Source organism: Paraburkholderia sp. BR10936 (assembly GCF_040965735.1).
GTDB lineage: Bacteria > Pseudomonadota > Gammaproteobacteria > Burkholderiales > Burkholderiaceae > Paraburkholderia > Paraburkholderia nodosa_A.
The window spans coordinates 1-20,392 of sequence record NZ_JBFRCM010000002.1; the positions used below are offsets into that span (position 1 = coordinate 1).

The 20,392-nt window shown below is 53.0% G+C and carries 21 protein-coding genes; 3 read left to right on the plus strand and 18 right to left on the minus strand.

Going from position 1 to position 20,392, the window contains the following annotated elements; translation table 11 throughout:
• Positions 1 to 103: 103 nt before the first annotated feature.
• The 17 genes from AB4Y36_RS03440 to AB4Y36_RS03520 form a co-directional block, all read right to left on the minus strand.
• On the minus strand, positions 104 to 853 hold the full coding sequence (locus tag AB4Y36_RS03440; protein ID WP_368682294.1) for a hypothetical protein: 750 nt from the start codon (positions 851 to 853) through the stop codon (positions 104 to 106).
• Positions 854 to 894: 41 nt separating this feature from the next.
• Positions 895 to 4,236, minus strand: a complete 3,342-nt coding sequence (locus AB4Y36_RS03445) for a glucosaminidase domain-containing protein (protein ID WP_368682295.1) — start codon at positions 4,234 to 4,236, stop codon at positions 895 to 897.
• Between the two features lie 2 nt (positions 4,237 to 4,238).
• The gene (locus AB4Y36_RS03450) at positions 4,239 to 5,924 is read right to left on the minus strand and encodes a hypothetical protein (protein WP_368682296.1); all 1,686 of its coding nucleotides are present in this window, start codon (positions 5,922 to 5,924) and stop codon (positions 4,239 to 4,241) included.
• A gap of 44 nt (positions 5,925 to 5,968) precedes the next feature.
• Positions 5,969 to 6,343 (minus strand): hypothetical protein, encoded by a 375-nt coding sequence (locus AB4Y36_RS03455; RefSeq protein WP_368682297.1) that lies wholly within the window; start codon positions 6,341 to 6,343, stop codon positions 5,969 to 5,971.
• Between the two features lie 20 nt (positions 6,344 to 6,363).
• A complete protein-coding gene (locus tag AB4Y36_RS03460; protein ID WP_368682298.1) occupies positions 6,364 to 8,094 on the minus strand; it encodes a hypothetical protein in 1,731 nt (576 codons plus the stop codon).
• Between the two features lie 9 nt (positions 8,095 to 8,103).
• Positions 8,104 to 8,712: a hypothetical protein gene (locus tag AB4Y36_RS03465; protein WP_368682299.1), complete on the minus strand. Its 609-nt coding sequence runs from the start codon at positions 8,710 to 8,712 to the stop codon at positions 8,104 to 8,106.
• Positions 8,713 to 8,757: 45 nt separating this feature from the next.
• Entirely contained in the window at positions 8,758 to 9,075 is a 318-nt protein-coding gene (locus tag AB4Y36_RS03470; protein WP_368682300.1) for a hypothetical protein, read from the minus strand.
• Entirely contained in the window at positions 9,062 to 9,331 is a 270-nt protein-coding gene (locus AB4Y36_RS03475; RefSeq protein WP_368682301.1) for a hypothetical protein, read from the minus strand. Before AB4Y36_RS03475 ends, AB4Y36_RS03470 begins: the two co-directional genes overlap by 14 nt.
• 3 nt (positions 9,332 to 9,334) lie before the next feature.
• Positions 9,335 to 11,878 (minus strand): hypothetical protein, encoded by a 2,544-nt coding sequence (locus AB4Y36_RS03480; RefSeq protein WP_368682302.1) that lies wholly within the window; start codon positions 11,876 to 11,878, stop codon positions 9,335 to 9,337.
• A gap of 101 nt (positions 11,879 to 11,979) precedes the next feature.
• Complete coding sequence (locus AB4Y36_RS03485) at positions 11,980 to 12,954, minus strand: DUF5309 family protein (protein ID WP_368682303.1); 975 nt, start codon at positions 12,952 to 12,954, stop codon at positions 11,980 to 11,982.
• Positions 12,955 to 12,987: 33 nt separating this feature from the next.
• Positions 12,988 to 14,079, minus strand: a complete 1,092-nt coding sequence (locus AB4Y36_RS03490) for a hypothetical protein (RefSeq protein WP_368682304.1) — start codon at positions 14,077 to 14,079, stop codon at positions 12,988 to 12,990.
• A 31-nt stretch (positions 14,080 to 14,110) separates the two neighbouring features.
• The gene (locus AB4Y36_RS03495) at positions 14,111 to 15,562 is read right to left on the minus strand and encodes a PBSX family phage terminase large subunit (RefSeq protein WP_368682305.1); all 1,452 of its coding nucleotides are present in this window, start codon (positions 15,560 to 15,562) and stop codon (positions 14,111 to 14,113) included.
• Positions 15,555 to 16,022: a hypothetical protein gene (locus AB4Y36_RS03500; RefSeq protein ID WP_368682306.1), complete on the minus strand. Its 468-nt coding sequence runs from the start codon at positions 16,020 to 16,022 to the stop codon at positions 15,555 to 15,557. Before AB4Y36_RS03500 ends, AB4Y36_RS03495 begins: the two co-directional genes overlap by 8 nt.
• Before the next feature lie 128 nt (positions 16,023 to 16,150).
• A complete protein-coding gene (locus AB4Y36_RS03505) occupies positions 16,151 to 16,459 on the minus strand; it encodes a hypothetical protein (protein WP_368682307.1) in 309 nt (102 codons plus the stop codon).
• Between the two features lie 249 nt (positions 16,460 to 16,708).
• The gene (locus tag AB4Y36_RS03510; protein WP_368682308.1) at positions 16,709 to 17,131 is read right to left on the minus strand and encodes an antirestriction protein; all 423 of its coding nucleotides are present in this window, start codon (positions 17,129 to 17,131) and stop codon (positions 16,709 to 16,711) included.
• A gap of 96 nt (positions 17,132 to 17,227) precedes the next feature.
• Positions 17,228 to 17,449, minus strand: coding sequence for a hypothetical protein (locus AB4Y36_RS03515; protein WP_368682309.1), 222 nt, complete (start codon positions 17,447 to 17,449; stop codon positions 17,228 to 17,230).
• A gap of 81 nt (positions 17,450 to 17,530) precedes the next feature.
• Entirely contained in the window at positions 17,531 to 17,971 is a 441-nt protein-coding gene (locus tag AB4Y36_RS03520; protein WP_368682310.1) for a hypothetical protein, read from the minus strand.
• 205 nt (positions 17,972 to 18,176) lie between these two features.
• Here AB4Y36_RS03520 and AB4Y36_RS03525 point away from each other — a divergent pair, with 205 nt between their 5' ends.
• From AB4Y36_RS03525 to AB4Y36_RS03535, 3 genes are read left to right on the plus strand one after another with little or no spacing between them, the layout of a single operon-like run.
• Positions 18,177 to 18,398 carry a hypothetical protein gene (locus AB4Y36_RS03525; protein ID WP_368682311.1) on the plus strand — a complete coding sequence of 74 codons (222 nt, stop codon included), beginning with the start codon at positions 18,177 to 18,179 and terminating at the stop codon, positions 18,396 to 18,398.
• A gap of 1 nt (position 18,399) precedes the next feature.
• On the plus strand, positions 18,400 to 18,606 hold the full coding sequence (locus tag AB4Y36_RS03530; protein WP_368682312.1) for a hypothetical protein: 207 nt from the start codon (positions 18,400 to 18,402) through the stop codon (positions 18,604 to 18,606).
• A 43-nt stretch (positions 18,607 to 18,649) separates the two neighbouring features.
• A complete protein-coding gene (locus AB4Y36_RS03535) occupies positions 18,650 to 19,699 on the plus strand; it encodes a hypothetical protein (protein WP_368682313.1) in 1,050 nt (349 codons plus the stop codon).
• 69 nt (positions 19,700 to 19,768) lie between these two features.
• Here AB4Y36_RS03535 and AB4Y36_RS03540 read toward each other — a convergent pair whose 3' ends face one another.
• Positions 19,769 to 20,008, minus strand: coding sequence for a hypothetical protein (locus AB4Y36_RS03540; protein WP_368682314.1), 240 nt, complete (start codon positions 20,006 to 20,008; stop codon positions 19,769 to 19,771).
• Positions 20,009 to 20,392 lie beyond the last annotated feature (384 nt).

Consider the following 20,392-nt stretch of genomic DNA (forward strand, 5'->3'; position numbering starts at 1 on the left):
ATCGACACATTCGGGAAGTAGTGCGACCTGTTTGCGGTCATCGCCTTCAACGAATCGCTTCATGAGTCACCCAGATCTCAGTGCGTTGATTCAGTTTAGGCGACTAACACGTTTTCACACAGGCTGGACCCGCAGCAGACAAAGCACGTGATTGCGCGGTGTTGTAGTTGTTGCTGTTGAGGTTTGCAGCTTGCAACGCAGAAGACTGGTTAGCCAAGCTTGCCTCTGTACCCAGTGACGCGTTGACGCTAGCTGCTTGTGCCGCTGTGTTGTACGCGTTGCCGTAGATGTTCGCGGAGTTGTTCGCGAGAGCAGTCCCCAACGTCTTGTTGTTATTGTTAACCGCGTTCTGATACGCGCTGCCGCCGAACGCACCTGTCCCCGCAAACTGGGAGTTCAGGTTCATTGCGTTCTGGTTGAACGCCTGCGTGGTCTGCTGGTTAGCTGCGTTCACTTCCTGTGCGAGATACGGATTGCTCATGCTCGCATAGGGGTTTTGTGACGCAGTAGCCGTTGGCGCGGTAACGTTGCCGTAGTTGTTGCCACCGTTGTTTGCCATCTGGCTAACTGCGCCACTCACTTGACCGGTTACGCCACCGCTGTTCGCGAGGTTCGACATACCCTGAATAGCGTTGTTCTGCGTGCTATTCATTCCCGCATATGTTTGCCCGGTGTACTGCGGAATCGGCGAGTTGCTGAGCGCTGTACCCTTGCTCAGAATGTCCTGCGCTGTGCCCTGTGCATAGCCAGGCAGTTCAGTAGTGGTCGTTGAACTACCACCGCTGCTACCGCTGCTTCCCATTGGGATCGAATGACCCCACTGGGCCTTACGTTTGAATACAAAGATCGACATCTTCTTCCCTTGTTATTATTTTTCTTTGGGATTGGTACTTCCTACTTGCCCTGCTTCTTGTTGCTGCTTGCGGCAACCTGACCGGCCGCTACCGCTCCCAACAATCCGCCTGCGTTCTGAACTCCTTTCACCTTACTTATCAGATTCTCTGCCAGCTTGGCTTTGGCCTTGTTTGCCGTGTCCACTGCACTGATCGCGTCTGACAAGCGCTTTGGATTGAGCAGCAGATTTTCGACTGCATCGCGGTTAGCTGCCGTCTTTGCCGCAATCGCGTCCGCAGTGTCTCCACCGAACGCCTTACCTAGCGCTGTTGCGGCCTTGGTCCCTGCCTTGTCCATCAAGTAGTCGGCAGCAATACCGCCGAGTGGGCCAAAGTGCGAGAAGCCCAAACCAGTAGCAACGGAACCCAGACCTGTACGCACAGCACGTTCGCCTGCTTCGCTCATCAACGCATTGCCGATGCCGTTTCCGCGCTCGCCAGCAACCAGATTCTCGAAACCTTCACGCTTCCCAAAGTTGCTTGCTGTGTCTGAGCCTGCGACACGCTCGGTACGTGTCGCATAGCGTTGCAGGTTGTCACGCACAGCATTCAAGCGAGCGACATTGATTGGGTCGAACTCGTCTGCGCTGTTGCCGAGGTTCTTCACGTCATGCCACGAGACATTTCCGTCCGTGCGTGTGTCGAACTTCTTCACCAACTCGTTGTAGTTCTCCTGGCGCGCAATCGCATCCTGCCCTGCTTGCTGATCTGCGTAGAACTGCTTATACGCAGGCGCATTAGCTTCCAAGTGCTGTTGCAACGCTTGTGCGGCAACAGGGTCTTTCTCAGCAGCTTGTCGCATGTAGCTGTATGCATCGCCTCGCAGTCCACGAGCGTTGTTACGGCCCATCATTGCTACGGCGTCGTCACGCATCTTTGTAAGTTGCGCAAGCTTAGCGTTCGAGACTGCTTTCGCAGGGTCGAATTCGTTGTTGTTTGCCTTGCCTGCTTCAAGCGACTTGACCAAAGAATCCAGTTGACGGACATTGAGCTTGCCGAACGCATCTACCATGTTCGGGCTTGTCAGGAACTTGGATTCCGCCATCTGATCGGAAAGCTTCGCATATTGCTTGTTCACGTCCGCGAAGCCGGGAACTTGCCCCTCAAGCAGATTGTTCACCTGTGCGCGAATGCGCGCGTAGTTCGTCAGTTCAAACTTGTCCGCGGAAGCAATGTCGGACGGGTTGCCCATGCGTTGCATGTAGTCGTCAAGATGCATCTTCGCAAGGTTCAAGTCCTGCGGATTGATCGACTGCGCGTATGTGCGTCCATCGGACCCGAGCGCTGCAACGTCCTGAATGAATGGCGTTTCGTCTTGCGCATTGTTCTTGAACGTCTCGACTGCGCGCAACGCTCTCTGCATTGCTGGCGTGTTCAGCAGCCCGGCGAGATGATCGTCAACAGCAATCGGTGCCGCTGCATCCAGCACGTCCTGATACATCGGGGACGTTCTGAACTGACGCTCAAGCTCCAGGTTCGCTGTTTTCTGCGGGCTACCGGCAATATTGTTCCATCGATTTACCAAGTTGTCGTTGGGCGCATCGAACGCACGCTGAATGATTGGATCGCCTTCGTTCTGGGCAAGGACGTTTGCACGTCCCAAAGTGCGCTGCATCGCAGGCGTATTGAACAGCCCGTTATTGTCGGTTGCGCTCACTGCTGGCATCTGTGCATTGCCCTGTGCGGCCAACGCGTCTTGCGATTGCTGGAATGCATCACGTTGTGCTTGCAAGTCGGCATCGCTCGTAGCGCCTTGACGCAGGAAGGACGTGTTCGCGTCGGCATTTGTATTCGCACGCGCGGCCAAGCCTGCGTTGTTATCGCTCTTGTCCAGACCCTGCTGAATCGCTTGGATAGTCGGGTTGTCAGTTGCTTCCGCTGCGGTGCGTTGATAGCCCGGCACTGCACTGTTCGCGCTGCTGCTTAGTTGTGTCGCAACGTCTTGCGCTGTCTGCGGAGACGAGTCGGCATCGACCGCCTGCGCGATCTTTCCCGCCATGTCCTTTTCCGCTGGACTGAACGCGCCACCTGTTGCCGTGCCTGCGTTTGAAGCAGTAGCATCAACGGCGTCGATAGCTGCCTTCGTACCAAGAACTTTGCTAATGACGGGCTTTGCAACGGCTCCCACTGCGTGTGCGACAGGACCAAGTGCGGCACCACCAGCAGCGCCCAATGCTGTGTTCTGTGCGATCTGCGCTAACGAGTCGCCGTCGAGCGTGGACGGCACCCCACCTTGGATTGCGCCCTGCAATGCGCCGTTGCCAACCGCTGCGCCGACACGGCCGAGCAAGCTAGCACCAGCGAACTCAGGGGCAAGTACACCTGCTCCCGCGGATACAGCGGTATCGCCAACGAAGTGACCCGCGTTGTACGCAGACTGGTTCGTGTTCGTGCCCGGTGTGATGTTGTGTTGCTGCGATACTGCCTTTTGTGCTGCGATTGTCTGAGGTGTAACGTTCACAGTGCTGTTGGGCGCTTGTGAAGCTTCGGCAACAGTTTGACCCGCGAATGCGTTGATGAGTGGGTTCCACACGGACGAAGCAGCGCCCTTCGCAAAGTCTAGTGGGTGCTGGAACGATTGGCTAACGCCGTTCGCCACATTGCTTGGAATGTTCTTGATACCGTTCCAGATGTTTTCAGCGATGCTGCCTGTTCCCATCTGGCCGTTGTTCTTCATCCAGCTATCGAAGTCGTTTCCACCACTGGATACGGAAGCAGTTGCGGGACTCGCGCCCTTGCTGTTGCTTTGTAACCATTGGTTGAAATCGTCCCCAGATTGCGGTGGTGCTTCGCTCGCGTTTGCGTTTGTGGAGCCGGTTAGCGCAGTCAGCGCAGTGTTCGCCAAGTTGGCCGCTGCCGACACCTTACCAACGTACTTCGGATCTTGTGCGTATCCGCCTTGCTTCAGCGCAGTTGCGAATGCTGTCGGGTTCTGTGCCCCTACTGCCTTCGGATAGCTCGATTTAATCAGGTTGACGTATGCGTTAGAGAAGTCGAGCGGATTGACGAACTGCTGATATGAATCTGTGCCGCCCGTCGTGTTGTCGGTCGCTCGCACGCCCTGCCCGCTGTTCGCAGTGGACTTGACGTTGCCCAGGTTGTTTGTGCCAGGGATAACGCTCTTGCCCCACCCTGTTTCCAAGCCCCATTGGCCTGCAATTGCTGACGCCGGAACCCCTAGCTTTGTAGCGGCGTTCTGGATAGCGTCTTGATAGTAAGAAGCGAAGCCGTTTGGGCTGAAGTCAGTTTGTGGGGCTTGGTTTGAGCTTCCGCCCCAACTGATACCCGAGTCAGTGCTTGTGTCGTCAGCAGGAGCACCCCATGTGATGCCTGTATCGGCCATGTTTAGCCCCCGTTACGCAAATTGGATGGCAACAAAATCCCCTGCGCACGGAGCTTTGCCAGCTTGTTCTTGTCTTGCGCGAATGCCAGCGCCTGATTGATCTGCGCTTGTGACTTGCCATCGGCCCACTTTGGATTAACCAAAGGTGGATCCCAATTAACCAACTTGTTTGTCGCTGCATCGGAGACTTGCTGGATTGTCGTACCTGCTGGGACGTTCATGGTCTGACCGCCGACAGTTAGCGTTGTCGCCTTCTTCAGCGGTGTTTCCATACCACCGTTAGCTGAGACGTATGCGGAGCGTGCTTCGCTATCAATGCTGTCGTAGTCCGCCTTGGACTTCAGAAGCGCTGTAGTGCGCAACATATTCTCGGGCGTCGCTGTGTCTGGGTTTGCGACTGTGTTTTCGGCAAGCTTGAGGAAGTTCTGATCCATACGTGAGCCGTTTGGAAGACCACTCAGGATTTGCTGAATGTTGGTTTGGGCGAACTGTTGACGCAGAATCGAATTCGGGTCGTTCATACCCAACTTACTTTCGACTGTTCGCATACCTGAGCCGATAACGCCCGCACCCGAACCGTTCATAGCTTCGGCTGTCTGCAACTGGTTCAGGAACTGCCCCGCTTGCTGTGACTTCGTGACCGCTGCTTGCTGCGCCGTGTTGTACTTCTGAACGTTCTGGTTGACCTGCTCGGGTGCAAGACCGCCTTGTTGCACGACTTGTGGTGTGACGGAGCCGTTTGAGGCCGTACCGTTGTACGCCATAGTCGTGTTCCCGGCTGGCGTGTTGACGATCTTCGTTGCGCTGCCCAGATTGATTCGTTGCCCTGTCTGCGGGTTGATGCCGTACACGTTGCCTGCGTCGTCCGTCTGAACGTTCAGGTTCGGATGCAGACCTTGGAACGCGTTGATTGCGTCTTGTGGCAGTGCGCCGGCTGCAATCGCACCCGGAATTGTGAAGTTAGTGCCCGCTTGCGCTGCGTACGCCATTAGTGAGCGCTTACTTGCGTTTGCTAGCTGTGTCTGCTGGGTGTTCGCAATAGTCTGCTGGTTGTTGACGCTCGCTGTCTGTAGTTCGCGCTGGGCGTTTAGTTGCGCAATCTGGTTCTGAATTTGCTGCTGCTTCAACGCGTTGTATGTCTGCAAGCCCGTCTGCGCGCCCATACCAACAGCAGCAAGACCCGGTGTCCCGTAGCGGCTATTTGCCATCATGCCGAAACCGGCGTTCATCAATGCCTCGCCCAAAGTTGGGTTCGAACGCAGTTCGCCCATCAGCTTCGACATAAAACCGGGTGATTGCGCGCTCGCATCGCTGTTAGACGGAGCGGGAGCAGCGTCTGTTGTTCCGCTTTCGGATGTGGCTGTGCTGTCGCTGTTGTTGTCGTCAGTGCCAGCGCTGACGTTGGTAGCTGCTGCGGAGTCGTAGCTGGGATTTGCGTCTGAACCAACGTTATCCTTGCTGCTATCGTCCTGCGCAACCTGAGAAAGCAAGCTCTGCTGTGTTGCCGCCTGAACTGGCTGCGCTTGCTGTGATGTTGAGTCTGGTCCCGCAACTCCCATCAACGCAGACTCGCCGTTTGTTGGTGCGCTCTGCGCCTGTTGCGCTAGCTGTTGCTGCTCGTCGTCCGTCAGTGTGAACGGCAACCCACTAGAGTTGTTGAGACCCAGAAGTGAGAGAAGAGATGCCATGTTGAATCCTTTTCTTATAGTTTTTATTTATTCAGATGGCCTGCTTAGAACGGCGTCGTCACACTGTACATAGGCTCAAACACAGGCGGGTTGGCCGTACCGGTATTGCCTGCCTTGACGCACAACCATCCTCGCAAAATCCAGCCGTGTCCGTTAACCGTGGTAACTTCAGGTGCGTTGTTGGTCAGGAAGTCGCCGACCCCATACGTGACGCCAAGCACTTTGCCAGTGGGGTTTGTTGTCAGCGGCTTGCCAACTTCCGTAGGAGGTGCGCTAGCTGCATTCCAAACCGCCGAAATCTGTCCTGATGAGATCGCGTCGATCTGCGCGGCCATCTTGTTGAGAATCTGCTGTTCTTGCGTTGTATTCGAGTATGTGACCTGCTGCCCGTTGATCGTGGTCGTTGTTGTTGGCAGCACGATATTTCCTATACGTGCCATTAGTTTTTACCTCTTTGAACCATCATTGGATACCACTGGAGGATCTCGAAATCTCCTGTGAAAGTAAGCTGAAGCGTGTGCCAGCGTGCGTTCTGGTCGACGTCAATACGCGCGTCGCCCGCTATGAACGGACCTGTGTTGATTACCGTAGGAGAAGCCGAAGCTTCCCCCAACGCAGTGGAGCCTAGCCACAGTGCAGAACCAGCGGCAGGCTCCTTAAAGAAGCGCATCTTGAACTGCTGCATTGACGAATAAAACAAGTCGTCGCCGAACGCGTTTGTTGTGATTGTTGCTCCGCTTGATGCGCCTGCTAACGCTCGCAGAGTGTTTGTGCTGTCAAAATAGCCGGGCGTCACACGGAAGTTGATCCAGAACGATGAATCCCATGAGACAGTCGGCAAGTCTTCCCATTCCTGATACAGCACACCAAGTTCGTTGTACGTGATCTGCCCGCTGATGACCTGCACGAACCCCTGCATGTTGGTATCCATGCGGCCCCAGGTACCGGTTGACCAGTTGTAGGTAATGCAGGTGTCTAATGTGCCGTCCGAAGATGCGTTCGACACGAACGCCCAGTAGATGACGCGCTGCTCCTGATCGTAGAAGGAACTAATTGACGTCTTGTAGTTAGGACTAAGCGTATCGAAGAACCAGCGGCGCACGTTCTGACCAATAGGAACAGGTAAGCCGTTGCCCTGATATGCGTAGAAGTCATCCGGCCCGATGAAGAACAGCGTCGTGCCTGTGTTGACTACCGACTCCTGACAGAATGTACCGATGTTCTTGCTGACAGCTTGGAAGTCCCAGCCGACTGGATAGCCCGTCTGCGTGCCAATGAACATCGAATTGGATTTGAACAGGATCGCGTTCGGGCCTAAGCTCGTACCAGCTGTGATTGGTCCCGGCGTGTCGATCAACTGGCCGTATGCGCAAAGCGTTTGCTCGTTCGTGTAGTCCCATTGCGTTTGGTCGTAGATACCAGATGCGAACCAGAAGTTGCCGCCCGCGACTTCTGGCGGCGACGAGCAGTTGCACACGAACACTTGACCATTCGCAACGAAGATGGTCTTACCAACCGGCGCCGCTACTAGTTGCGCTGTTGCCTTCGCACCTGTGCCGGCAGCGTCGCTGATTGTTACCGTTGGTGTGTTGTAGTAGCCCGTACCTGCGTTTGTGATCGTGATGTCTGTGACGACACCACCGCTTACAGTTGCCGTAGCAGTTGCTTGTATGCCCGTAAGCAAGTCAGGTGCTGAGATCGTTACTGTTGGGCTTGTGTAGCCTGTACCGCCTTCCGGGACTGTGATCGTCTGCAACGCAACCGGGACATTGCTAAACGCTCCGTCCAAGCTGGCCTGCAATACGTCAACGCCGTTGACCGCTAGCGATTCATTGCCGAACGCAGCAAAGCGCCACTGATTGCCACCACCAATGCTGTAGCCACCGCTTCGACTTTGATCGACCCAGACACCGCCTGTGTTCTCAAACAGGTGGTTTTGCGTGCCTGCGTATTGTCGGTCAGTGCCATCGAGGCGCGAGATTAGTGCGCTGCCCTGCGCTGGTTGTGTGAGAGCAGGCAATCCAGCAGTTACGGGACTTGCTGCGCTCTTGAAGCCGATAAGCGTTGGCACGACGTTGTTGCACGTCTGGAATATGCCCGGTGTACTCGGGTCAAGGTCAGGAGCAAAGCCGACTAGCTTTTGTGGTTCGATTTCGAGTCTTGTAGCCATACTTCCCTCTTATCGAACCTTTCGAATCAGTCTGGTGTTCTTAGGCACTAGACGTTCGCGCTTGTTTTGGTTCGCAATCTGGAGCGCTTGTTGCAGCTTCTGTTCGAACAGTGGGATGCGCTCGTCATCCATGATGTGCATCGCCGCTTCAACGAGCGTTGCGTACAGATAGACGTTTGGGTATTCCTCAAGTAACCAGTTGCTTTGATTGGAATCTGATAGCTGGTCCAGTTCCTTGAAGTAGTAGATGGTCAGCTGCGTTTGTCCGCCTACCTGTGTCTGCAAGTAGAGGTTGTTACCGTCCTCGCTGAACATGTGGCCGTGGTATAGCGTGTTGCTATGATCAACCGCCGACATGGGAATGAAACGCAGCACATGATTGCCGTACAGGACTTTGCTTATCGTTGAGAAGTCTGATGGGAGCGCAATCACGTTTGTACCCGCTGCTGGGTACAGGATGTAGGGCTCTGCCTTCTGCTGCGGGAAGTCGTTGAACAGATCACGCAAGCGAATCTCTGCTTGCTGAATGAACAGTGGGATCAGATCACCAAGGTTGGAACGTTGCAGAGCTAGCGCAACGTACTCCTGGAAATCGTCGTATGAGTCGAAACCTGACATATTCGCCTTGTTGTTATAGTTTTGTGGCGTTACTGCCTGTGCTGCCTATCGCTTCGTGAGGTATGGGTTGATCACGAACGCTTGCAGGTTAGGATCAGCCATCATGCGTTGGACGTGTTTCGTCTTGTCCGCATCGAACTCTGCTGCTGTTACATCGTATGCGTGCAGATAGGCCGTGATCGCTGCTGCTGGGAAGTGTGCGAGATGACGCATGTTCTTGCCATACGTCGCTAGACCGCCAATCTCGTTGCGAATCGCCTTCGCTTCTTCCAACTCCTTTGTTACGTCATCCGTCTTCTGGACGAACAGTGTGTAGCCTCTAACGTCCTTTGTAACTTGAATATCAACCTTACTTTTGTCCATTTCGCGCTCGCTTCGCCTTTGTTTCCTTTGCTGCTGTACCTGAATTCGCGAACTTGAGAAGCTGTGCTTTCAGTTCGCGTACTGCGCGAGTCAAGTACCAGTTTTCTTCACGCACCGCCACGTCCAGTGCCGTGATCATCTTTTCTGTTGCTGTGCGCTCACATTCAGCAAGCGCCTTCATCAACACTTCGTTTGACAGCAACGCGCGAGCGGCTTCACCGTCGAAAATTGCTGTATCAAGTTGACCGTCTGTCATTTCTTATCCTTGTTGTTGGCCTGTTTGATCAGGCGTATTTGGTTCGGGTGCGTTTATCACCGCGTTGAGGAACTTGTCGTACTCGCCGCTCATTTGCATGTTGACGCCAGTAAGTGCGTCTGAAAACTTGTTCTCCGTAGACCGGAACGTCTCGTTGAACATCGCGGCCTCAGCCTGTGGTGAAACACCGGCTTGCAGTGCTGCTGCTTCACGTTGCTGCGCTGTCGAAAGGATCGCTTTCAACTGCTCAATTTCCTTCTGCTTCTCAAGCAACTGCATCTTGTAGTTGAAGTCCATCTGCATTTGCGCGTTGTCGGCCTTGGCTTGCGCTTGGATACGCATTGCGTCCAACTGCGCTTGTCGTTCCTGACGTTGCTGTTCGGCCTGGGCGCTCTGCTGCGCGATTTGCAGCTTGACTTGATCTTCAGGCGATACCTGAGGTTGTGGTGGAGTTGGCATAGGTGATGGCGGCTTGCGCACGAACTCACCTACGTTCGCAATACCCAGCGCCGCGACAACGCGCTCGACCGTGTTGTAGACGAGGTTCAGGTCGACCATGCCTGTGCTTTGGGCCATCGCCTGTTGCTGCAATTGCAGGATTTGCATCAGTGCGCCGAGCGTGCGGCCCTTATCGCCGGTACCCAGTCCGACTTGGATATCGAGGTCATATTGTTGATGTGCGTCGAGCGGGTCAGCTTGGACTGTTTGACCGTTGAGGCGTACTTGCATGTATTCGTCTTGGTGCTGCGCAAGCAAAGCCTGAATACGCAATGCAGCAGGCTTTACACCTGTCTCTGCAAAGTGGCGTGCGATCAGCTTTGTACGGCTCTCCGCGTACTCGGACATCATTGCGTAGCCTGACGCTGTCTCGTTGACAATGTCGGCATCGCTACCGCGCGTCAGCTTCTGTACGCCTGTACGCTCCTGCTTGATGGTATCCAGCAACTCCAACATCTCTGTAACTGCTGCAATGTCGCCGCTGCTGTTAGGCACGACACCAATTGCTGCGTTACCGTCTCCGTTTACTGGAATGACAGTACCGGGACCAATCTCCAGAACATGTTCCGCATCAACCGCGTTTGCATCGATCCAGATAGCAGCGTTCGCGCCATAGCTGACGTTGTCTTCCATCGAGCGTACTAGGTGCGTGTTGTGCTTCTGGATGCCTAGCGCAAGTTCCGCAACGCTCATGCCAAACAGCGTGTGCGATATTGGCATGCTGCTCATCACGCAGAACGGGTTGCCGTCTACCGGCTCGTTCATCAGCATCGTGTTGCCTGCCTTCGTGATCTTGCGCCACTCAGCAATACCGTCTCCGTCGTAATCCATCAGCAAGTAAGCTTCTACAACAAGGACTTCACGTAGCGCATCGTCTTCCTGTACGTGGTCAAATGCCCATGTGTTTGCTTGGTCAAGACGATTACGCGCAAGGTAAAGCTCGGTCAAACGTGGATCGTCTTCGCGATCTTCCAGTGTCTCTAGCAGTTCCTCGTCAAAGCCCATTGCGCGAAGCTCTGAGATTGTCTTGAAGCAAGCGTGTGCCGCATAACGAGCGTCTTCGATGCAACGTGCCGATGGGTCAACATAGAACTCTTCCAGCGGAACGTTGACGATCTTTACCTTGCCCTTCTTGCCGTCTGGTCGATACACGACCTTTACATCGTGCAGCGTTTGACTAATCGGTGGAAGATTGGGATCGACTTGGACGTTCTGAGCAATCTGCTGCGGGTTTGCCCCCTGCTGCACGCCTTGTTGAATTTGTTGCGCAACTGGTGGAGCCATCGTGCCAGTGGAGTTGGCACCGGCCATTGCCATACCATGCTGCAGTACCGTCAACGACCCAAGCTGTTGATTTTGATAAATTGTGTGCTCGATGACTTCAAGCTCGCCAGCGTGGGCAGCGACTGCGATAATGCCAAATTCGTCATCTGATAAGCCCTTGAAGCGCTCTGTCTTCAGCTTGCTATCTGGCTCCCAGTAAATCTTGATGACGCCGCCGGGGGTAAGCAATGCGTCGTTGATCCATGTACGCATTACCTCGTAGCCTTTGTTGTCTTGCCATACGCGATTGACCATCGCGTTTACTGCTTCAGCCGACTGCTCCTGTGCACTGTTACGCGCGATGAAGTCAACGATCTTCTGTGTGCCGCAGAAGGCTTCAACAAGCGGGCATTCGAGCCAACGGATTGTGTCGGCTACTGCTGTGTCAACGTAGTCCGAACGTCCTTCACCTGTTGGCGTGAACTCGCCGACCGGCTCTGCAAAGAAGTACGCTTGGCATCGTGTAGCGCGATGCATGATGCGATTGCGCACGTAATCTTTCGCACGCTCTTCCAGCTGCTTGACGATAGCTTCGACTTCTTCGATTGACTTGCGCTTGCTTGCTGGTGGTTGATCGTCAGCAGATACGTGCATGAGAGGACCGGAGTCTTGCGGGATTACGCCGGGAAGCAGTTGCTGTAGTTGCTGCTTCAGTTGCTCCTGAACATCGTCTTGATCAGCAGCCTGTGGAATGTCTGTAGGGCTTTTTGTCGTTTTACTAGCCATGTAACGGGTTCCCTCTAAAGGATTACCCGTTATTTATTTCGCTATCCAAATGAAGAAAGGGAGCCGAAGCTCCCTTGTTCACAATCGATAGGACTGTGTGATTAGTAACCGGACAAGTCGCGGATGATTGCTGAGCCTTCCTCTGCGCGTACTTCCAGAGTTGCCTCCCAGTTGATCATGTACTTGTCGTATGTACCAGTACGCGCCAGCTGTTCGAGACCAACTGACTTCTTCTCGGCCAGAGCAAATTGCTTTGTGTCGATCAGGTATGCGTTGGTTGAGCCAACTTGTGCCAGCACAATGTTTGGAACGATCGTGATAACACCGAAGTCTGTAGCGTATGCGTCGATAGCTGTGTGGTAAGTCTTGCTGTCGTCCGCAACGTTCTGCATCTTTGTGACGCGCTCGTTGAAGCTTGATACAGTTACCTTGCCCTTTGGTGAGACAAAGAATGTGGATGGTGTACCGCCCTTTGTGTACGCGTCCTGCATCGCTGCGATCAGCAGGTCTTCTGTCAGAGGACGCGCAGTACCTGCAACGATTGTTGGGTTTGCGAAGCTTGAAGCTGTACGTGCGCCAGCTGTAACGGAACCGCCTGCACCGCACAATGCGTTTGTAGTCAGGAAACCAGCTACGCCCAGCATAGTGCGTGGGTTTGAGCCTGTGTCATCACCGACTGTACCTGCTGTACGTTCCAGAATAGTCGCTTCCATGTCCAGCTTGATTGACTTCATGTTGTTGTAAGTCAAGCGAGCCAGTTCGGTCATGCCTGCTTCGTCTGAAGTCTTCTGGTTGTCTGAAACGGCGAATACCTTTTGCAGGTTCTGCGTGTAGTTACCGATACGCGCGGCTGCTGTCTGAGCTTGCGTAACAGCGTCGATACCGTCAGTAACGGCGTTGGTTGTGCTCGCGATTGGCAGTGTGTCGTGTACCCACTCGTGCAGGGAGTTAGTAGCAGTTGTCTTGCCGATTGCGTCCAAAACCGGGGTCTTGTCTGGTGCAATGTTCCAAATCTTGTCGCCCAAATCTTCGCGGTTAGTTTTAACCTCGTATGGTGTTACGATGTTGTTAGCCATTTTATTATCCTTTTTGTTAGGCTAGAAAGTGAATCAGCGCTTGGTTCGCATCTGGTTCGTGAACATGGCCTTGAATGAATCAAAGTCGCCGTTCTGTTTGAACCTGTCTTGCAAAGCCTTCGCCTCTCTCGCGTTCGCTGTCTGTGCCTGACGCTTTTGGAAGCCAGGATCAGCAGACTGTGAAACGTTCGATGTCAAAGTTTTTCCAGTTGATGGCTTAGCCTTCTTCTGGTCTTTAGCTTTTACTGCCTGATCGTATTTCGCAGCTTTCAGCACCACGTCGAGCATACGAGCATCGTTCAAGCCATCTTGCTCCGCGGCTGTAAAGCCAGCTTCGGTCAAGTATGCTTGCATCAGCTTCGCGTCTCGTTGTCGCACCTCTGGGTTCTTCCAGTGTGGAAACATCTCATAGGCGCGAGACAACTGCTCCTTCGTGTGCTTCTCAGCTGCAACTTGGCGTTCAAGTTCCTCTTGTTTCTTGATGTTCTCTTGATACGCCTGTGCTTGTGCCAACTGCTGCTGCATCGCTTGGTGATATTTCTCTTGACGAATGTACTCAAGAGGATCATCACGCAGCAACGACTCCCAATCAGGTGTACGAGCAGTCACCTGCTCATTCATAAAATTCCGATACTGTGCCAACACGCTCTTTAGGCTATCTCTCTCATTTCGGTAAAAGGAGATATCCTCATCCGCTTCTTTGCGCATTTTTGAAGCTTCATCGAACTTGGTTGTAGCCGCACGATGCTTCTGTGCATCAGCGATCAGCTCAGATTGCTTAACTTCGATAGTCTTTCCATCTACCTGAATCCTGAATACTGGCTCTGCTTCGCTCTCTGCTTCTTCGCTCGCGTTGGTATCGTTAGAATCGCTGCTTTGCTCGGTTGCTTCGTGCGCTGCTGAGTCGTCTTCAAGTTCACTAAGGTCAACAACATCGTCTTCGGAGCCAGCTTCTGTTTCAGCTTGCTTCTGTGCAGGCGCCTCTTTCGGTGCGCTGTGCTTGTCATTGAAATAGCGGATAAAGTCATTCTCGCTAAGGGCACCGCCAACGTCACCGCCTTGGCTTTGTTGGGATGCGCTCTCAACAAGTGGCTCATTGGTAGGTGATTGATTTTCTGTTGCCATTTTTATTTATTATCCTTTTTAGGCATTGTGTTCATCTGAATAGCGTGTGATTACGCTTCAGGATTTGACCGTTGTACTGCTTTCGCAATGTTTCGGTCAGTTTTTCTCGCTCCATGGCTAGATAGCGGAATGCGTCTGCCCCATGTGAGAAGATATCGTGGACGACTTCACCCAAGCTGCCGTCTGAGTTCTCTTTGTAGCGGTATCGCTTCAAGCACTCGATCAGCTTCACACAGTCTCGATCAATCCACACGTTGGGGAACATCATGCGTGCTGCGCGAATGCCAACGTCCGCGTTGTTTGGAGGCATGATGGATACTTTCCAGCCGAATGCCTTCATGTAATATTCTGGTGTGTTGCCCGTATAGTCACGGTGCGCGCCATCGTGTGGCAGATAAACGGCTCCCCAATTGGTCACGCCGTTTTGCTGCCCCCACTCTCTGATCTGCTCGTTGTACCAACCGAGGTTCTTTCCGCGGTTCTCGATATAGCCAACAATGCGGACTTCGCTCAAGTGCGTTTGCACTAGAATGATTGCCGTACTGTCGTTCATACCCAAGTCCCAGACTTGCCAAACGGCCTTGAGTGGATCAACTGCAACGCGTGTGATGCGGTTTTGCTCTACCGCTGCTGATACCTCATTGAAGTACACAGAGCCAACCAAGGCTGGCAGCACCTTGCCTTCCCAAATCCATTCATACTGCTCGACTGGCAGGCGGGCTTTGTCTTCTTGACGTTCCTCGTCGATTGCGTCGATGAACCACGGATTGTGTGTGAAATTCACCCGTATGTCGCATACTCGATCGCTCTTTGTCAGCACGTAGCGTTGGTATACTGCGTCGCTGTCTTGTTGAGGGTTCCATGTAAAGAAGAAGCGCGCTCCCTCATTACGAACCACTGTGGGGATCAGCACTTGCAACGAGCGCTCTGTTAGTGCTCTTGCTTCTTCGCCCCAACAGATATCAACGTCTGAGAAGGACTTGACGTTTTCTACCGTCTGATCGCGCAAGCCCTTGAACATGAAGATCGAGCCGTTCTTGCCGCGTATCTCGTTCTCGGTTGAATCTTCAAAGAAGCTTTCGAGTCCAAGCTTCTCGATCATCTTTTTCAGAGTTGCGTAGACGGACTGCTTGATGCTGTTTTGCACCTCGCGGAAGCACAAAATGCGAAGCGGCTTGTAGTAGGACATCAGCAGCAAAACGAGGCCCGTTGTGTCCGTCTTCATGCCAGCACGTCCACCACGCATTGAAACAAAGCGGAACCTCTTATCAAACAGTGGCAAGAAGTTTTCTGTGATCGTGATACCGTCGTCGTGTTCAAGACCCTGCATCTTGTTGCCGAAGGCATCAATCACGTACAGCAACTTTCCTTTACGCGACGCCTCGAATACTCCAATACGGAACTGGCGGGGCTTGTGTACTGCGTCTAAGTCTTTGTTGGTCTGCTCAATGACTTCAAGGCGCTTCAATAACGCCTTACTCATTGCCACTCGCAGGCTTTGCTTTGCGTTCCGCTACGTCTGCCTCCAGCTGCTCGATGCGCTTGACAAGCTCAGATTGCTCGTAGACGCTTGCCGTGCTCTTGATCTGGTTGATGATCTCGCTACCCTCGTCGGGTGATAAATCACCCTTCGAGACTGCTTCGATAATCAGCTCGCACTTTTCGTGATAAGGCAGGTTGCGGTTGTACTGGAACTGCGTGTTTGGGAGTTTGCTGCGTGGCGTTGGAATCGCCGTTCTTAGAAACAGCGCCATCATGTCTTTGTCTTGATGGTTGAAGGCTTTGTCTACGATGTATTCATGTAGATCGTCCTCATCGAATCCCATCACCTTCTTGAGCGCTTTGATGGATCGGACTTTTGCCGACTTGGTGCGTGTGTTGCCGTTGTTTGCGGGTTGATTACCCGGACCAAATGCGTTTGTTGGAGTTTTCTTGTTACTCATCCGTAATTCTCGTTATGGCCGCCCTTACGGGTAGGACTAGCGGTTACGGATGTATTTAGCTTTGCAGATTACCCAGATGAAAAAGGCTCCCGAAGGAGCCTATGGTGTGCGCTGCATGACTGTGTGATCTAGATGACGTGTGTTGCGAGGATGAATCCTATGCCCGCAAAGAAACCCACGAACAGCAGTGTGATGATTGCAGGTAGCAGACGCACAGTTGCGCGCAGCATTGCAGGTATCAGCGCGATGAAGAAGTAGAAGCACAGCAGGACCGCAAGCAACGCAACAGCAACAAGCAGCGTCACTCTTTGGTCAGGTTGCATGTCGTAGAACGCATAGCCGAACAGCGCTACGAACACAATGAGGACCGCTGCTCCCATGTTGCCCTTCTGCTCGACCCCGTACGGTGCTGGCTTGAGCATCTGCTTTAGGTTCATTTCAAACTCCAGTCTGGTTGTAAAGTAGTTGTTTTTCCTCTGGGGCGAAGTTCCTCACCCCCATGCTCTTGTTGAACTGCCTTACTGCGAGCTTGAAGTAATCGTCGTCTGTGAGCCTGCGTACTTCCAAGCCTACACTCCAGCGAGGGCCGAGTACAGAAACTAGGTCAGGTCTTGGTGTGCGCCTGAACGCAAGCGCGAACTGTCGTCGGGCCTCGTATTGCGCTGCTGAGATGATCATGTTTCCCCTCAGTCGATAGCGCGGAAGATGCTGCGTGCTTCCTTGTGCTGCTTTGCGAAGTCGAGCAGTTGATGGTAGTGGTCTACGAACTTCTCTGCGGTCTTTGGGTCCGTCTCAGCGTAGCGAAAGCAAAGCGAGTTGATGACGAACAGCGTGAACACAATGCCGGCTGCGTCGTTGCTCATGCCGCCTTCGAACCCGTTACTGCCTATCATCAAGTTGAACTGCTGGGGTTCCATCGGTGCTGCGTATCCGCCTCCGTTGCTCAGTTCATAAAACTCCCACGAGCCATTGCGGTATTCGTCTGGTGCGAGGCGTTTCGCGCAGTTGTACAGCATGGACTCCGCGTACATCATGACGTTGGGGCCGAACAACTTTGGCAAGAACGCCAAACGCTCAACAAGAGGAACAGCGGTAGCTTCAATTTTCATTTCGCAATCCGAAATTATTTGTCGGATCGCGAAGATAACACCGCCGTAGGTTGGCACAAGACACATAAAAAGAGGCCCACAATCGGGCCTCTCGTCTTACTTCAAAACGTAGTGCTCAAGTAGATATGTGCAGACACCAAACAGTCCCGCCACGCTGTAGACGACCATTCCGGTCAGGAAGTGGTAAATGTCATTGACCTTTTCTGCTAGCGTGTCGATCTTCTGGTTTTGCAGCGATACCTCGTTCTTCAAGTCACCGTAGTTCTGTGAGCATTCCAAGATGTGATCCTGTAGCTCTTGTGCTGTGTCCTCGCTCATGCTTACCTCCCAACTCAGTCCACAGCCGTATTTATTGGCAGGTGAGCATGACTTCAGGTGGACCTCAAAGACAGTTCTGGATCAATAGCGGCAGTTCGTGTAATTGCCGGTGTTGACGCAGCGGATCACGGTGTTGTCCTGCTGCGGGACGGGTGCGGCTGCAGGTGCTGAATACCGCGTCGAATTGATGATCTGCATGTTCTGGGCGTTCTGCGCAGCCATCTGCGCATTCGTGATTGCGAGCTGGGTATTCAGTGCCTGGATCTGCTGGGCTTGCGCTTGCTGTTGGGTCTGGTACACCGCCATGTCGTTGGCATCCATTGCACTCCGATACCCGGTGTATTTCATGTCCGCGTCGTAGCAGAGCACCCGATCGTTATTGGACAGCACGTCTACACGGGCTCGTTTGCACTGCGCATCCCCGGCCATGTAGTAGTGACCGCCGATTAGATTGGGAGCAGCCTGATCCGCGCAGCCAGCAAGTACTAGTGAACAAAGCAGGAGTGTGATTTGTTTTTTCATTTTTATCAGTTGGTTTGTTGGTCTCTAGGGCAGACGTATTCTGCAGACAAATTCTGGCATAGATTACAAACTTGTAGGACCCCGGCTTCCTTGGTTCCAAGGACTGCTAGTTTATGACGGTTAGTTGCGACATTTCCCCACCCTGAGCCAGGGAAGAAAAGGATGCGGTGCCCAGCTATACTGTATGGATATACAGGTTAGCCACATGGACAACGCTACTGAGTTCTTTGAGGAGCGGATTGCGATCATGCAGTTCGACGGCGGGATAGACCCGGTTGATGCCCGCTACTATGCGATGGTGCTGACACGCTTATACTGCCAGCAGCACAAGCTCAAGGAGCCCGACTTGCAGTATTTCAAGGCGTTCACGAACTGCACCCTGCACTGGTGCGACGAGCGCTCAACGGTTATCTACACGCGAGGTTGATATGCTCAGTTCGGAAGATTGGTACAAGGAAGTCGTGCGTGAAGGCGTGGTGATCTGCCGTGCTTGCGGTGCGCCTAACCCCACTATGGGCGCTTGTGGCGTTGGGGCGATCACTGTCCATCAAGAATACGTTTGCGAAGCGTGCGGCCATTGGTTCACCGCTGTTTTCGCGCTGACCGGCTGCTACGACGGAATCGAGGACACGTGATTACACTTCTTCACCGATTCATTTGAAACCACAATCAAACAAAATGAGCCATAAAGGTAAGAGTCATACAGAACGGGGTTTGAGCGAAGTCCAAAAAGAACAGCGCCAAGCGAACGACCACCAGCTAAAGATATACTTCCAGAAGTACGACCGATTTTGGAGACTGCACAAGCTTATTTCGCTTCGCCATCTACTTCTAAATCGCGATGAAGTAGGCGCATCAATCCGTCTCGCATACGAAGGAAACGGGGCTGTCGACGAACAATATGTTTATGGGAATCTGACCAACGGAATCCTCGCTGATGCCACTTCCGAACTTGCGATGCTCTGCGAGGACTACTTTGGTTTGCTTCGTTTCACACGCGAGCCGTTCTTTTTCGTCAAGAAGACGATCTCATACAGTGCCGGAAGGATAACGACCCTTCCCAAGTCGCTTTCCGATCCAACTGACGAGTCATTGCACAAACTCTTCTTCATTCCTACCAGTGATATCACAACGGCCATTTTCGCGAACGCGGATTTGGCAACCGCCAATGCTAGTGTCGAAATGCTGCGAGAGCAGATTGGCTTTCTGCAGAGGTCTCACCGTATCGCGGTTGACTTTTACCAAAAGCACAAGGACTTCCACGTGCAGTATAAGCACGGACTGAAGTTGGCTCTTTATGGTTTGCACGGGTCGATTCCACCCGAAGAAGTCGAGAGAAGAAAGAAGGAATTGTCCGCCCCCCTATTCTCTTTTGAGAACAAGCCGGTTGATCAGCTTGGTTCTGGAAGCGCGATGTTTATACCTGATATTAGGTTTGCACCGGTAAGAAATAATATTGGAAGACTACACAAAGACCTTGATCTGCTTCACATCCAGTTCCTCTACGACATAGATATCAACGAACTCATTGCGATCGCCAAGCGGATCGTAAAACTGAATAACATTCTTATCTCGAACCGCATGTCGCTCATCGAAAACGAACATCGAGACCGTCTCCGATTTCTTATTCTGGAATCTGACAGCGACGTATTGCAGTCCCACGCTTACGAATTTGACATTCCACCTGGATACCAAAAGCCCACGATTTTTAACTATCAGATAGAGTGAGTCACTCGATATGCTCCCAACATTGGGCCGGACCAATGGCCACCTCCTAGCCATTGGTCCGGGTCAGGGTTAAACGGCGTTGAAGAAGGCAAGAATGTGTTGCCAGAAGCTTTCGAACGTTGGCTCAGCCGCCTGAACGGCGTCTGCAACTGGCTTCACTGCTTCAACTGATGCCGCTGCTGATGCAATGCCTGCGGCAGCGTTTGGATCTGCTGCTGCGACAACGCTAGCAACTGCCTCAGCGACCGGTGCAACGGCAGCGACCGCGTTCTCAGCTGACGTGATTGCTTGGGATACTGTGTCTGTCATTTGGTTTGTCCTTGTGCGGCGACATTGCCGCACAGGTATTTATGTGCAGAGATTTTTCACAGACAGAAACGCAAATATTGATGCTTTTGTGCAGCGAATCTACACTAGGAAGCTAAATAGAATTGACAAGGGGGAAACAACGGTCAGGTCGTTTCCACACACAGATAACAAAGTTAGACACATACAACTTTGGCAACTCCGACACGCGCTACAGTGCTCGCTGACCCGACGCTGCTAGCGCGTTTCCTCATACACTCCCAACTACAAACAGCAACAATACACGGCGATGATGCAAGTGAGCGTAGCTCCCCAGTAGTCGCTAGGTAGCCAAAGGCGAAAGATTCGGGCCACAGTATCCCAAAATATTATCGCCATTAGCGAAAG

What these genes read in the sequence shown, in the direction of transcription:
- AB4Y36_RS03505 (WP_368682307.1), bottom strand. Translation starts at nt 16,459, where the DNA reads ATGAACCTAAAGCAGATGCTCAAGCCAGCACCGTACGGGGTCGAGCAG.
- AB4Y36_RS03460 (WP_368682298.1), bottom strand. Translation starts at nt 8,094, where the DNA reads ATGGCTACAAGACTCGAAATCGAACCACAAAAGCTAGTCGGCTTTGCT.
- AB4Y36_RS03530 (WP_368682312.1), top strand. Translation starts at nt 18,400, where the DNA reads ATGCTCAGTTCGGAAGATTGGTACAAGGAAGTCGTGCGTGAAGGCGTG.
- AB4Y36_RS03525 (WP_368682311.1), top strand. Translation starts at nt 18,177, where the DNA reads ATGGACAACGCTACTGAGTTCTTTGAGGAGCGGATTGCGATCATGCAG.
- AB4Y36_RS03495 (WP_368682305.1), bottom strand. Translation starts at nt 15,562, where the DNA reads ATGAGTAAGGCGTTATTGAAGCGCCTTGAAGTCATTGAGCAGACCAAC.
- AB4Y36_RS03510 (WP_368682308.1), bottom strand. Translation starts at nt 17,131, where the DNA reads ATGAAAATTGAAGCTACCGCTGTTCCTCTTGTTGAGCGTTTGGCGTTC.
- AB4Y36_RS03485 (WP_368682303.1), bottom strand. Translation starts at nt 12,954, where the DNA reads ATGGCTAACAACATCGTAACACCATACGAGGTTAAAACTAACCGCGAA.
- AB4Y36_RS03520 (WP_368682310.1), bottom strand. Translation starts at nt 17,971, where the DNA reads ATGAAAAAACAAATCACACTCCTGCTTTGTTCACTAGTACTTGCTGGC.
- AB4Y36_RS03465 (WP_368682299.1), bottom strand. Translation starts at nt 8,712, where the DNA reads ATGTCAGGTTTCGACTCATACGACGATTTCCAGGAGTACGTTGCGCTA.
- AB4Y36_RS03535 (WP_368682313.1), top strand. Translation starts at nt 18,650, where the DNA reads ATGAGCCATAAAGGTAAGAGTCATACAGAACGGGGTTTGAGCGAAGTC.
- AB4Y36_RS03490 (WP_368682304.1), bottom strand. Translation starts at nt 14,079, where the DNA reads ATGGCAACAGAAAATCAATCACCTACCAATGAGCCACTTGTTGAGAGC.
- AB4Y36_RS03515 (WP_368682309.1), bottom strand. Translation starts at nt 17,449, where the DNA reads ATGAGCGAGGACACAGCACAAGAGCTACAGGATCACATCTTGGAATGC.
- AB4Y36_RS03450 (WP_368682296.1), bottom strand. Translation starts at nt 5,924, where the DNA reads ATGGCATCTCTTCTCTCACTTCTGGGTCTCAACAACTCTAGTGGGTTG.
- AB4Y36_RS03445 (WP_368682295.1), bottom strand. Translation starts at nt 4,236, where the DNA reads ATGGCCGATACAGGCATCACATGGGGTGCTCCTGCTGACGACACAAGC.
- AB4Y36_RS03500 (WP_368682306.1), bottom strand. Translation starts at nt 16,022, where the DNA reads ATGAGTAACAAGAAAACTCCAACAAACGCATTTGGTCCGGGTAATCAA.
- AB4Y36_RS03540 (WP_368682314.1), bottom strand. Translation starts at nt 20,008, where the DNA reads ATGACAGACACAGTATCCCAAGCAATCACGTCAGCTGAGAACGCGGTC.
- AB4Y36_RS03475 (WP_368682301.1), bottom strand. Translation starts at nt 9,331, where the DNA reads ATGACAGACGGTCAACTTGATACAGCAATTTTCGACGGTGAAGCCGCT.
- AB4Y36_RS03470 (WP_368682300.1), bottom strand. Translation starts at nt 9,075, where the DNA reads ATGGACAAAAGTAAGGTTGATATTCAAGTTACAAAGGACGTTAGAGGC.
- AB4Y36_RS03480 (WP_368682302.1), bottom strand. Translation starts at nt 11,878, where the DNA reads ATGGCTAGTAAAACGACAAAAAGCCCTACAGACATTCCACAGGCTGCT.
- AB4Y36_RS03440 (WP_368682294.1), bottom strand. Translation starts at nt 853, where the DNA reads ATGTCGATCTTTGTATTCAAACGTAAGGCCCAGTGGGGTCATTCGATC.